Below are 12,562 nucleotides of genomic sequence, written 5' to 3'. Positions count from 1 at the left end.
TAGAGATGAAAAAGGCGCTTCTGGTGGTCAGCTTTGGCACCAGCTATCACGACACCTGTGAAAAAAATATTGTGGCCTGTGAGCGCGATCTCGCAGCCAGTTGCCCTGACCGCGACCTGTTCCGGGCGTTTACCTCCGGGATGATTATCCGCAAGCTCAAGCAGCGTGACGGCATTGAAATCGACACACCGCTGCAGGCGCTGCAAAAACTGGCGGAGCAGGGGTATCAGGATGTGGCTATTCAGTCGCTGCACATTATCAATGGCGACGAATACGAAAAAATTGTCCGCGAAGTGCAAAGTATGCGTCCGCTGTTTTCACGCCTGACGCTGGGTGTACCGCTACTGAGCAGCCATGAAGATTACGCCCAGCTGATGCTGGCGCTGCAACAGCAAATGCCGACGCTTAGAGAAAATGAAAAAGTGGTGTTTATGGGACACGGCGCCAGCCATCATGCCTTTGCCGCCTATGCCTGTCTCGACCATATGATGACGGCGCAGCGCTTTCCGGCGCGGGTTGGGGCGGTGGAAAGCTATCCGGAAGTGGATGTGCTGATTGAAAGTTTATCCCAGGAAGGGGTGACGGCGGTGCATCTGATGCCGCTGATGTTAGTTGCTGGTGACCATGCCATCAATGATATGGCCTCTGACGAAGATGATTCGTGGAAAACATTGTTCAATGCGGCCGGGATAACGGCTACGCCATGGCTCAGTGGACTGGGTGAGAATCCGGCGGTTCGCGCCATGTTCGTGGCACATTTACAGCAGGCGCTTAATGTGGCGCTGGAGGAAGCTGCATGAGCGGGAAACTGTACGCATTAAGCACCGGACCTGGCGCTTCCGATCTGATCACCGTACGTGCTGCACGTACGCTGGGCATGCTGGATATTCTCTATGCGCCTGCCGGGCGTAAAGGCGGCGATAGCCTGGCGCTGTCGATTGTACGGGAGTATATCGGCGAGCAGACCGAGGTCCGCTGCTGCCATTTTCCCATGAGTGCCGACAGCGCGGAAAAAGAGGCCGTCTGGGATGAGGTTGCAACCGCGCTGGTTCAGGAAGTCGAAGCTGGAAAAAAAGTAGGCTTTATTACGCTCGGCGACGCCATGCTGTTCAGTACCTGGGTCTTTTTACTGCAGCGCATTGGTTCGCCTGACTGGTTAGAAATCGTCCCGGGCGTGACTTCTTTCGCTGCGATTGCCGCGCGTTCGAAAACCCCGCTCGCCATGGAGCAACAATCGCTGGCAGTGGTCTCCTGTACCGCGCCGGAAGCTGAAATTCAGCAGGCGTTAAAGCAGCATGACAGTCTGGTGTTGATGAAAGTGTACGGTCGTTTTGCGCGTATCAAAGCGCTGCTGCAACAAGAAGGTTTGTTGGGCTGCGCATTAATGATGTCTGAAGCCACGCTGCCAGGTGAACAGTGCTGGCGTCATCTCGATGAGGTGAGCGACGATCAGCCGCTGCCTTATTTCTCGACCATTCTGGTCAACAAACAGTGGGAGTATGCACAATGAAGCTTGAACAACAGCTAAAACAGCTGTCTTTCAGCGGGTTGGCTGCGGCGCTATTACTGATGATTATTCCTGAGCAAGCGTTCGCCATGCACATTATGGAAGGCTTCTTGCCGCCGATGTGGGCGCTGGCATGGTGGCTGCTGTTTTTACCCTGCCTGTGGTACGGGCTGGTGCGCTTGCGCCAAATCGTGCAGGAAGATAACCACCAGAAAGTCTTACTGGCACTGTGCGGCGCCTTTATCTTTGTGCTGTCGGCGCTGAAAATTCCTTCCGTTACCGGAAGTTGTTCACACCCTACCGGCGTAGGCCTGGCAGTTATCCTGTTTGGACCTGGCGTAGTAGCCATCCTCGGGGCGATCGTTCTGCTGTTCCAGGCACTGCTGCTGGCACACGGTGGTTTAACGACGCTTGGCGCGAACGGCATGTCGATGGCGGTAATTGGCCCGGTAGTGGGTTACATGGTGTGGAAAATGGCCTGCCGTGCAGGGCTGCGTCGTGATGTTTGCGTCTTCTTGTGCGCGATGCTGGCGGATCTCGTCACCTATTTCGTGACGTCGGTACAGCTGGGCGTCGCGTTCCCGGATCCCTCTGCTGGCGCTACCGGTTCAATCATTAAGTTCATGGGGATTTTCTGTCTGACGCAGATCCCAATCGCGATTGCGGAAGGGTTACTCACCGTGCTGATTTACGATCAGCTAACCAAACGCCAGTTAATAACCGCACAAGGACATTAACGATGAAAAAGACGCTGATTATATTGGGCATGGTAGTGGCGCTGGTGATCCTGCCGTTCTTTATCAACCACGGTGGAGAGTACGGCGGTTCAGACGGTGAGGCGGAGAGTCAGATTCAGGCTATTGCCCCGCATTATGAACCCTGGTTCCAGCCGCTGTATGAACCGGCAAGCGGTGAAATTGAAAGTCTGCTGTTTACACTTCAGGGATCGCTGGGCGCAGCCGTGATTTTCTATATTCTGGGTTATACCAAGGGCAGGCAACGCCGTGATGACCGGGCTTGACAGGCTTAGCTATCAAAGCCGTTGGGTTCATGTCTCGCCAGTGCGGAAATTTCTGCTCTGGCTGGTGATGATGATTCTGGCGTTTACTCTGCCCCCGTTGGGGCAGGGTATTGAGCTGTTATTGATTGCCGCGCTGAGCTGCTGGCTGCTGCGTATTTCCTTCTGGCGCTGGTGCCGTTGGATGGCATTACCGTTTGGTTTTCTGGCGGTTGGCGTAGTGACCATCCTGTTTAGCATCAGCCGCGATCCACAGACGCTGTTGGCCAGCATACCTGTGGGAAGTTACTGGTTGGGGATCAGCGCACCAGGTCTGGTGACAGCGAATGAAACATTCTGGCGCAGCCTTGCTGCGCTGGCGGCAACCTTCTGGCTGGTACTGAATCTGCCGTTTCCGCAATTAATTATCCTACTCAAACGCGCGCACGTTCCTCGCCTGCTAACTGAGCAGATCCTGCTGACCTGGCGGTTTATTTTTATTCTGTTAGACGAGGCGCTGGCTATTCACCGCGCACAAACGCTGCGTTTTGGTTATCGTAGCTTGCCGTTGGGCTACCGCTCTCTGGCAATGCTGGTGGGATTGTTGTTCACCCGCGTGTTGATCCGCTACCAGCAAATGACCACCACACTGGATATCAAACTTTATCAGGGTGATTTTCACCTGTAAGGAAAAGTATGCTTGCCACCTCAGCGCTTTGGTTTCGCTATCAGGATGACCCGATCCTCAAAGGGCTAACGCTGGATTTTTCTACGCATGCCGTCACCGGGTTGGTAGGCGCTAATGGTTGCGGGAAATCCACGCTGTTTATGAACCTGAGTGGCTTATTGCGCCCACAGCAAGGCGCGGTGATGTGGCAGGGCAAACCGCTGGATTACAGTAAACGCGGCCTGCTGGCGCTGCGTCAACAGGTGGCAACGGTATTTCAGGACCCCGACCAGCAAATCTTTTATACCGATATCGACAGCGATATCGCCTTTAGCCTGCGCAATCTCGGGGTGGATGAGGCTGAAATCGCCCGACGCGTGGAAGATGCGCTTACGCTGGTCGACGCCCAGCATTTTCGCCATCAGCCCATTCAGTGTTTAAGCCATGGGCAAAAAAAACGCGTAGCGATAGCCGGGGCGTTGGTGTTGCAGGCGCAGTATCTGCTGCTGGATGAACCTACTGCGGGCCTCGACCCGTCAGGCCGCACGCAGATGATTGAGATTATCAAACGCATCGTAGCGCAAGGAAACCATGTCGTAATTTCAAGCCATGATATCGATCTTATCTATGAAGTCAGCGATGCGGTGTACGTTTTACGCCGGGGCGAAGTACTCACGCACGGCACGCCAGGTGACGTTTTCGCCCGTACGGATCTTATTGAACAAGCGGGATTAACTCAGCCCTGGCTGGTGAAGCTGCATACCGAGTTGGGCTTCCCGCTGTGTAAAACAGAGGCTGAATTTTTTAGCTGTATGCGAGAGAACGCACTGAAGGAGGCGTCATGACGCAGGCAATAATGTTGCAGGGAACGGCATCTGATGTGGGTAAAAGCGTATTGGTCGCCGGGCTGTGTCGTATTTTTTATCAGGATGGACTGCATACCGCACCGTTCAAATCGCAGAACATGGCGCTGAACTCTGGTATTACGCCAGAGGGAAAAGAAATGGGCCGCGCGCAAATTTTTCAGGCTGAAGCCGCAGGTATTACGCCAGATGTGCGTATGAACCCGGTTCTGCTTAAACCGACCAGCGATCGCAAAGCGCAGGTAGTGCTGATGGGCAAAGTAGCGACGGATATGGACGCGGTGAGTTACCACGAGTACAAACCACGTCTGCGGGAACAGATCCTGTCAGTTTATAACAGCCTGGCGCAGGAGTTCGATGTGCTGGTGCTGGAAGGTGCGGGGAGCCCGGCAGAGATTAACCTGCGCGATCGCGATATCGTCAATATGGGCATGGCAGAAATGGCGCAGTGCCCTGTCGTTTTAGTGGCGGATATCGATCGTGGTGGGGTATTCGCCTCCATTTACGGCACGCTGGCGCTGTTGCACGATCACGAACGCGCACGCGTAAAAGGGGTGATCATCAATAAGTTTCGCGGCGATGTGACGCTGCTGCACTCCGGTATCGAGCAAATTGAAGCGCTGACCGGTGTTCCGGTGCTGGGCGTGATGCCATGGCTGGATGTTGATCTGGAAGATGAAGATGGCGTTGCGCTGCAAAAGGGCAAGTATTTGCGCACTGATAAACGCGACATCGACATCGCTGTTGTGCAAATACCGCACATTTCTAACTTTACGGATTTCAATGCGCTTGCTGCGCAGCCGGATGTGCGTGTGCGCTATGTTCGCCAGCCTGAAGAGCTGGCGGGGGCCGATCTGGTGATTTTGCCCGGCAGCAAAAATACCCTTGGCGATCTGGTGTGGCTGCGTGAAAGCGGGATGGCGCATGGCGTCGTGCAATTGCATCGTAATAACGTACCGGTGGTGGGGATTTGCGGCGGTTATCAAATGCTTGGCGATACCATCATTGATGAAGTGGAGTCAGGACTCGGTACGCTGCCGGGGCTGGGTTTGCTCAATACCGTAACCCATTTTGCCCAGCACAAAACCACGACCCTGGTTGAGGGGCAAATGTCCTCGTCGCTGCCTGACTGGCTGGCGGGCACGGCGGGGTTATCCGTTCGCGGTTATGAAATTCATATGGGCGAAACAGCATTAACCGATGAATGTCAGTCGGTGATGACGTTGCACAAAGACGGCGGCAACGTTGTTGACGGCGCGGTCACTGCGGATGGTCTGGCGTTCGGCACCTATCTTCACGGTCTTTTCGACAGCGATGATTTCACCCGTGCGTTGGTCAATGGCCTGCGAGAACGTAAAGGGTTAGCTCCGCTGGATTCCACCTTCCATTACGCGCAATATAAATCGCAGCAGTTTGATCTGCTGGCGGATGCGATGCGGCAACACATCGATATTGAGAAAATTTATACCATCATGCAGCAACACCGGGAGCCAGTATGATGATTCTGGTTACTGGCGGCGCGCGAAGCGGTAAGAGTCGGCATGCGGAAGCGCTGATCGCTGATTCCCCAAACGTTTTGTATATTGCGACTTCGCAGATTTTTGATGAGGAGATGGCTGCGCGAATTCAGCATCATCGCGATGGACGTCCTGCGCACTGGCGTACAGCCGAACGTTGGCAACATCTTGATGAACTGATCACGGCAGCGAACGATCCTCAGGAAGCCATTCTGCTTGAATGCATCACTACGATGGTGACCAACCTGCTGTTTGCTCTGGGCGGTGACAGCGATCCGGACAGCTGGGATTACGCGGCGATGGAGCAGTCTATCGAAGGTGAAATCCGTTCGCTGATTGCAGCCTGTCAGCGCTGCCCGGCAAAGATCGTGTTGGTCACTAACGAAGTGGGAATGGGGATTGTGCCGGAGAACCGTCTGGCGCGGCATTTTCGTGATATTGCAGGACGCGTGAACCAGCGACTGGCGGCGGCGGCTGATGAGGTCTGGCTGGTGGTATCAGGAATTGGAGTCAAAATTAAATGAGTAAGTTGTTCTGGGCAATGCTCTCTTTTATCAGTCGCTTGCCCGTTCCTGCTCGCTGGTCGCAAGGACTGGATTTCGAGCACTATTCCCGCGGTATTGTGATGTTCCCCCTGATTGGCGTCGTGTTGGGTGGGTTGACGGGGCTGGTCTTCATGGCGCTCCAGACCTGGTGCGGTATACCGTTGGCCGCCCTTTTTGCGGTGCTGACGCTGGCGTTATTGACCGGGGGATTTCATCTGGATGGTCTGGCGGATACCTGTGACGGCATTTTTTCGGCGCGTCGACGCGAGCGGATGCTGGAAATCATGCGCGACAGTCGTCTGGGAACCCACGGTGGACTGGCGCTAATTTTCGTTTTACTGGCGAAGGTGCTGGTGGTGAGCGAACTGGCTTTGCGTGGCACGCCGATGCTGGCTGCGCTGGCGGCGGCATGTGTCGCCGGGCGAGGAACGGCGGTGTTGCTGATGTATCGGCATCGCTATGCCCGCGAAGAAGGGCTGGGTAACGTTTTTATTGGTAAAGTCACCGGGCGTCAAACCTGCGTTACGTTGGGATTGGCGGCGATCCTTGCTGCCGTGCTGCTTCCCGGCATGCGCGGCGTGGCAGCGCTGGTTGTCACAATGGTGGCGATTTTTATTCTTGGGCAGTTATTAAAACGCACGTTGGGTGGGCAAACCGGCGATACGCTGGGCGCTGCCATTGAACTTGGCGAGTTGATTTTCTTGCTGGCTCTGCTCTGAGCCAGCCCACATACTGGAACCCTTATGCAGACTTTAACCTCTTTACTCCGCGCGATCCCATTACCTGACAGTGCCGCGATGCTGCGCGCGCAGCAGCATATCGACGGCTTGCTTAAGCCGCCGGGAAGCTTGGGGCGACTCGAATCTCTCGCCGTACAATTGGCCGGGATGCCTGGCCTGAAGGGTGTGCCGCATGTGAATGGCAAAGCGATGCTGGTGATGTGCGCCGATCACGGCGTGTGGGATGAAGGGGTTGCCGTTTCACCTAAAGTTGTCACGGCTATACAGGCTGCCAATATGACGCGTGGAACGACCGGCGTCTGCGTCCTCGCCGCTCAGGCGGGGGCGAAGGTCCATGTGATAGATGTGGGGATTGATGCTGAACCTATTCCCGGCGTGGTGAATATGCGCGTGGCACGCGGCTGCGGCAATATAGCCGAAGGCCCGGCAATGAGCCATTCGCAGGCCGAGGAGTTGTTGCTGGAAGTCATTCGCTATACCCATGAACTGGCCAAAGACGGCGTAACGCTGTTTGGTGTCGGTGAGCTTGGTATGGCAAATACTACACCTGCGGCGGCCATTGTTAGCGTGCTTACCGGCAGTGATGCTGAGGAAGTCGTGGGTATTGGCGCTAACCTTCCTCTTTCTCGGGTGGGGAATAAGGTAGACGTTGTGCGTCGGGCAATTGCCGTCAATCAGCCAGATCGCCATGACGGTGTCGATGTGCTGGCTAAAGTTGGTGGGTTCGATCTTGTCGGCATGGCAGGGGTAATGTTGGGGGCGGCCTCCTGCGGCCTGCCGGTCGTGCTGGATGGTTTTCTTTCTTATTCCGCTGCGCTGGCGGCCTGCCAGATTGCACCACAAATTAAACCCTACCTAATCCCGTCACATTTCTCCGCTGAGAAGGGCGCCCGTACCGCGCTGGCGCATCTTGAATTGGATCCATATCTGAATATGGGGATGCGTTTGGGTGAAGGCAGTGGGGCCGCGTTGGCGATGCCTATTGTTGAGGCTGCTTGTGCGATGTACAACAATATGGGGCAGTTAGCCGCCAGTAACATCGAGCTTCCGGATGGTAAGGAAGCGTAGTTACCGCTCAACCTGAACCTCGCCTGTTGGCGAGGTTTTTTTATGCGCAAATATGTCGTAACCCACTAAAACAGATAATAAAAGCTATAATTAACGGATATCTGCTGCGACGAAGGAAAGGAAAAAGATGCGTCGTGTAAAACTGCTTTGTTCACTCATTATGCTGCTTGCGAGTCAGGGCGCGCAGGCGGTGAGTTATCCACTGCCGCCAGAGGGCAGTCGCCTGGTGGGTAGCCCTTTGACTATTACGATTCCACCAGGTAATACCAAGCCGCTGGAGGCATTTGCCGCTCAGTACGGGCAGGGGTTGAGCAATATGCTTGAAGCCAATCCGGGCGTCGATGTTTTTCTGCCTAAATCGGGTTCAACGCTGGTTGTGCCGCAGCAACTGATATTACCGGATACCGTACGCGAGGGGATTGTCATCAACGTCGCCGAGATGCGGCTTTACTATTATCCTGCTGGCAGCAATACGGTTGAGGTTTTACCCATTGGCATTGGTCAGGCGGGTAGAGAAACGCCGCGCAACTGGGTGACGGCGGTAGAGCGTAAGCAGGAAGCACCAAGCTGGACACCGACGCCAAATACCCGACGCGAATACGCCGCTCGCGGGGAAAGCTTGCCAGCATTTGTTCCTGCCGGGCCAGAAAATCCGATGGGCCTGTATGCAATTTATATCGGCAGGCTTTATGCCATTCACGGGACAAATGCCAATTTCGGTATTGGTCTGCGGGTAAGCCAGGGGTGTATCCGTTTGCGGAATGACGACATCAAGTACCTGTTTGATACGGTGCCTGTAGGGACCCGTGTACAATTAATTGACCGACCGGTGAAATACAGCGAAGAGCCGGACGGTAGTCGTTGGGTGGAAGTGCATGAGCCGCTGTCGCGAAATCGTTCGGAATACGAGTCTGACAGAAAGGTACCTTTGCCAGTCACTCCCGCTCTGCGTACCTTTATCAGCGGGAATGACGTGGATGTGAGCCGTGGGAACCAGGCACTGGAAAGACGTTCCGGTATGCCGGTGAACATCAGCCTGGTACAGAAACATTATTAATTTTCAGGGCGACTCTGGTGACCTTCAGGTCGGATGGGTCGCTTTTTTTATTTGATACTGCCCCATTTTTACCACGCCAATATGGTCTGCCATTAGTTGAGCTTCGTGTTCGCTGTGGGTAACCAACAGCGCCGTTTGCCCGGCGGCGCGCAAAATATCCCGTACCTCGTTGCCAAGACGTTCACGCGTGCGCTTATCAAGGCTGGAGAAGGGTTCATCGAGCAACAGGATTTCCGGATGTGGCGCCAACGCGCGCGCAAGGGCGATACGCTGTTGTTGCCCGCCGGAAAGCTCATGCGGATAGCGGTTGGCATGGCTGTGTAACTCCACCATTTTCAGCAGCTCAGTCACTCTGGCCTGTTGTTCCTCACACGGCATGCGACGCAATCCAAAGGCCACATTTTGCTGCGCGGTCAGATGGGGGAATAACGCATATTCCTGGAAGACCATGCCAACATGACGTTTTTCCGGTGGCAGATGAATGCCGGGACCGGCAACACGGCGCTGTGACACATAGATCTCTCCGTTTTGCAGGCGTTCAAATCCGGCAACTGCGCGTAGCACCGTGGTTTTCCCGCAGCCTGAAGCGCCCAGCAGACAGGCGATTTCACCTTTATGTACGGACATTGAAAATCCGCTCAGTACCGATTGCTGGCTGTTGCCATAAGTAACGTGTACATTCTGGAGTCGTAATGCAATTTCTGACATTGTTGCTCTCTTAACCACGGCGAGTCATTTGATGACGCACCAACAAAATAACCGGTAGCGTGCCAGCTAAAACAATCATTAGCGCGGCGATAGCACCTTCTTCATAGGTTCCACGGGCTGCTTCCGCATACAACAATGTTGCCAGCGTTTCGAAATTGACCGGGCGCAAAAGCAACGTTGTTGGCAGTTCTTTCATGGCATCGGCAAAAACCAGCAGGGCACTGCTGACTAACGCTGGGCGCAGCAGGGGAAAATGGACCCGTGCAAACGTCCCCGCGCCATTCTCACCCAACAGACGAGACGCCTGTTCCAGTGAGGGGGGGATACGGCCCAGACCAGAATCCAGTGCGCCAATGGCAATCGCCTGGAATCGCATGGCACAACAAATTACCAGCAGGATCCCGGCGGACATCAGCGGCAGACCACGAACATCCAGTAAATCGGCCAGCCAGCGGTCTACCGCCATGGCGGGGGTCAAAAAACCAATTGCCAGAATTGTGCCGGGAACCGCATAGCCTAAAGAAGCCAGACGCATCACGCCGCGACGAAATCCTGGCATGGCGTTGTCGGCGGCGCTATGACGCGCGCTCCAGGCCACTAACATACTGACGCAAACCACCACCAGCGTGGTTCCCGCCGCCAGCGATAGCGTATTTTGTAATGCTGATAGTAACGAAGAGGAAAGCGGATTCTCATCACCTATGCGTTTGGCGCTTTCCCACATTAAAAACAGAACCGGAGCCAGAAAACCCAGCAGGACAGGCAGTGAAATAACGCCACCAAGCAGCCAGCCACGCCAGCCCTGCACGCGCGTAGGTTGAATTTCCCGTAGGCTGCGACTGCTGAATCCTTGTTTTCTGCGACCATAAAATTCCAGCGTCAGAATAAGGAATATAAACATCAGCATCATGCAGGCAATTTGTGCCGCGGCAGATAAATCAGAACGCGAGATCCATGTGGTGTACACGGTAACGGTTAACGTCTGTACCCCGAGAAACTCCGATGCGCCAATATCGTTGAGCGTTTCCAGCAGTGCAAGGCTGATCCCAACGGCCAGTGCCGGACGGGCCATGGGCAATGCAACACGAAAGAAGGTTCCGGTTGCGCTGCATCCCAGCGTGCGTGCGGCTTCCAGTAAATGGGCCGGTTGGCTAATAAACATGGCACGGGTTGTCAGATACACGTATGGGTAAAGCACCAATCCGAGTAGGATGATTGCGCCGGAAAGTGAGCGTAAATCTGGCAGACGGAACTGTCTTGGGCTGTCAAAACCCAGTAAAAAACGGATAAAGGTTTGCAGGGGGCCAATCGGATGCAGCAGATCAAGCCACGCAAAGGCCACAATGTAGGTCGGCATCGCCAGCGGCAACAGTAACGCCCAGCTAAGTATTTTACGTCCGGGGAAATCCCATGCCGTTACCGCCCATGCGCTGCCTACGCCAATCACGCCGACCATCACCGCGACACCGGCTAATAACAGCACGGTATTTTTTAGTGCGGCAGGTAGTACATACGTCAGGAGATTATCCCAGTGAGATAAATCGGCTTGGGTAGCCTGCCAAATCAGCGCAATGATCGGTGTCAGAACGCCAAGCGCTACGCACAGTGCGCCAAGATGTAGCGGCGTTAATAATGACTGCGGCCCGGAAACCAGGCCGCGTAACGTCGGAAACTGCAGAGGTTTATTGATCGAATCCAACTTTATCTACCAGCAGACTAGCTTGTTTACGATATTTAACGATTTCGGTTAATGGTGTTTTATCGACGTCGATTTCGCCAATAGTTGCGTTGATAACCGGGTCAAGCGTCACGCCTTTCAGTACCGGGTATTCGAAGTTCGCTTTCGCATACTGCTGCTGGGCAGGTGCTGAAACCAGATATTCCATCAGCTTAACGGCATCGGCTTTATTTGGCGCATAGCGGGCTACAGCTGCACCACTGATGTTGACGTGTGTACCGCCATTTTCAAAGGTAGGTTTAACGACTTTAATCGCATCGCCCCATTGACGCGCATCGCTGCCTTCTTTGGCATTTTTCATATGGCCGACGTAATAGGAGTTGGCGAGACCAATATCGCAAATGCCGCCGAGGATATCGCGAGCAACATCGCGATCGCCACCAGTAGCTTTACGCGCCAGGTTAGCTTTCACACCGCGCAGCCATTCTTCGGTCTTTGCTTCGCCGTGATGAGCAATCATTGCGGCGATCAGCGCCGTGTTATACGGGTGCTGTCCGGAACGAATACAGACTTTACCTTTGTACTCAGGGCTGGCGAGTTGTTCGTAATGCCAGTTATCGATTGGCAGTGACTTCTCGGCATACAGCACGCGGGCACGCATCGATAGCGCAAACCACTGATTATCTGCACCGCGCAGATTAGCCGGAATAGCGGTTTTCAGTGCTTCTGACTCTACTGGCTGAGTTACACCCGCTTCCACTAAATCAATGAGATTACCGGCATCGACGGTCATCAGCAGGTCGGCAGGTGAATTTTTACCTTCAGCTTTAACGCGCTCAAGCATACCGTCCTTGATATAGACCGTACTGACTTTGATGCCGCTGGTTTTGGTCCAGCTATCAAGCAAGGGCTGGATTAGACCCGGTTCACGGGTTGTATAGAGCGTTAACGTTTCCTGAGCGAAAGCCGGTAGGCTAACTGAGAAGACCAGGGAAGAGGCAAGAGTGATACGGCGCAGTCCGGCGCGAGGCAGAGAATTCATCGTTTATATCCCAGAGTAATTGGAACGTACAGTGAACCGAGCGAGGGCTCGTTCCTTTGGCTCGCGTACAATAAATGATAATCACTAGCACTTACAATAATTGCAAAGTTTAAACGATTTACATTTACATAACTTTAATCAACGTTGTGATGCGGCATGTAACGGGGTGCGGA

The 12,562-nt window shown here is 54.3% G+C and carries 14 protein-coding genes; 11 read left to right on the top strand and 3 right to left on the bottom strand.

Going from position 1 to position 12,562, the window contains the following annotated elements:
* Positions 1-5 precede the first annotated feature (5 nt).
* The 11 genes from cbiK (at position 6) to ldtA (ending at position 8,961) form a co-directional block, all read left to right on the top strand.
* Positions 6-800 carry a sirohydrochlorin cobaltochelatase gene (gene cbiK, locus OGV89_RS07495; RefSeq protein ID WP_003839033.1) on the top strand — a complete coding sequence of 265 codons (795 nt, stop codon included), beginning with the start codon at positions 6-8 and terminating at the stop codon, positions 798-800.
* Entirely contained in the window at positions 797-1,510 is a 714-nt protein-coding gene (locus OGV89_RS07490) for a cobalt-factor II C(20)-methyltransferase (RefSeq protein ID WP_003839034.1), read from the top strand. Before cbiK ends, OGV89_RS07490 begins: the two co-directional genes overlap by 4 nt.
* Positions 1,507-2,244, top strand: a complete 738-nt coding sequence (gene cbiM, locus OGV89_RS07485; RefSeq protein ID WP_286558454.1) for a cobalt ECF transporter S component CbiM — start codon at positions 1,507-1,509, stop codon at positions 2,242-2,244. Before OGV89_RS07490 ends, cbiM begins: the two co-directional genes overlap by 4 nt.
* Before the next feature lie 2 nt (positions 2,245-2,246).
* Positions 2,247-2,528: an energy-coupling factor ABC transporter substrate-binding protein gene (locus OGV89_RS07480; protein ID WP_003030289.1), complete on the top strand. Its 282-nt coding sequence runs from the start codon at positions 2,247-2,249 to the stop codon at positions 2,526-2,528.
* Positions 2,515-3,192: an energy-coupling factor ABC transporter transmembrane protein gene (locus tag OGV89_RS07475; protein ID WP_003030290.1), complete on the top strand. Its 678-nt coding sequence runs from the start codon at positions 2,515-2,517 to the stop codon at positions 3,190-3,192. The genes OGV89_RS07480 and OGV89_RS07475 overlap by 14 nt, the downstream gene beginning before the upstream one ends.
* Positions 3,193-3,200: 8 nt before the next feature.
* Positions 3,201-4,016, top strand: a complete 816-nt coding sequence (locus tag OGV89_RS07470; RefSeq protein ID WP_003839037.1) for an energy-coupling factor ABC transporter ATP-binding protein — start codon at positions 3,201-3,203, stop codon at positions 4,014-4,016.
* Complete coding sequence (locus OGV89_RS07465) at positions 4,013-5,533, top strand: cobyric acid synthase (protein WP_003844229.1); 1,521 nt, start codon at positions 4,013-4,015, stop codon at positions 5,531-5,533. Before OGV89_RS07470 ends, OGV89_RS07465 begins: the two co-directional genes overlap by 4 nt.
* Positions 5,530-6,075: a bifunctional adenosylcobinamide kinase/adenosylcobinamide-phosphate guanylyltransferase gene (cobU, locus tag OGV89_RS07460; RefSeq protein WP_003030294.1), complete on the top strand. Its 546-nt coding sequence runs from the start codon at positions 5,530-5,532 to the stop codon at positions 6,073-6,075. Before OGV89_RS07465 ends, cobU begins: the two co-directional genes overlap by 4 nt.
* On the top strand, positions 6,072-6,815 hold the full coding sequence (gene cobS / locus OGV89_RS07455) for an adenosylcobinamide-GDP ribazoletransferase (protein WP_003844226.1): 744 nt from the start codon (positions 6,072-6,074) through the stop codon (positions 6,813-6,815). Before cobU ends, cobS begins: the two co-directional genes overlap by 4 nt.
* 24 nt (positions 6,816-6,839) lie before the next feature.
* Positions 6,840-7,904 carry a nicotinate-nucleotide--dimethylbenzimidazole phosphoribosyltransferase gene (cobT, locus tag OGV89_RS07450; protein ID WP_032936774.1) on the top strand — a complete coding sequence of 355 codons (1,065 nt, stop codon included), beginning with the start codon at positions 6,840-6,842 and terminating at the stop codon, positions 7,902-7,904.
* 127 nt (positions 7,905-8,031) lie between these two features.
* Positions 8,032-8,961, top strand: coding sequence for a L,D-transpeptidase (gene ldtA / locus OGV89_RS07445; RefSeq protein WP_032936776.1), 930 nt, complete (start codon positions 8,032-8,034; stop codon positions 8,959-8,961).
* 24 nt (positions 8,962-8,985) lie between these two features.
* Here the strand turns inward: ldtA and OGV89_RS07440 are convergent, their stop codons facing one another.
* From OGV89_RS07440 to OGV89_RS07430, 3 genes are read right to left on the bottom strand one after another with little or no spacing between them, the layout of a single operon-like run.
* Positions 8,986-9,669, bottom strand: a complete 684-nt coding sequence (locus OGV89_RS07440) for an ABC transporter ATP-binding protein (protein ID WP_286558453.1) — start codon at positions 9,667-9,669, stop codon at positions 8,986-8,988.
* A gap of 10 nt (positions 9,670-9,679) precedes the next feature.
* On the bottom strand, positions 9,680-11,368 hold the full coding sequence (locus OGV89_RS07435) for an ABC transporter permease (RefSeq protein ID WP_003844223.1): 1,689 nt from the start codon (positions 11,366-11,368) through the stop codon (positions 9,680-9,682).
* Positions 11,352-12,389, bottom strand: coding sequence for an extracellular solute-binding protein (locus OGV89_RS07430; RefSeq protein ID WP_003030303.1), 1,038 nt, complete (start codon positions 12,387-12,389; stop codon positions 11,352-11,354). The genes OGV89_RS07435 and OGV89_RS07430 overlap by 17 nt, the downstream gene beginning before the upstream one ends.
* Positions 12,390-12,562 lie beyond the last annotated feature (173 nt).

The sequence above is a fragment of the Citrobacter sp. Cf125 genome (assembly GCF_030333935.1).
In the GTDB taxonomy this organism is placed as follows: Bacteria; Pseudomonadota; Gammaproteobacteria; order Enterobacterales; family Enterobacteriaceae; genus Citrobacter; species Citrobacter freundii.
The sequence above is the reverse complement of the archived record's forward strand: the minus strand, read 5'-3'. Positions and strand labels throughout refer to the sequence as shown.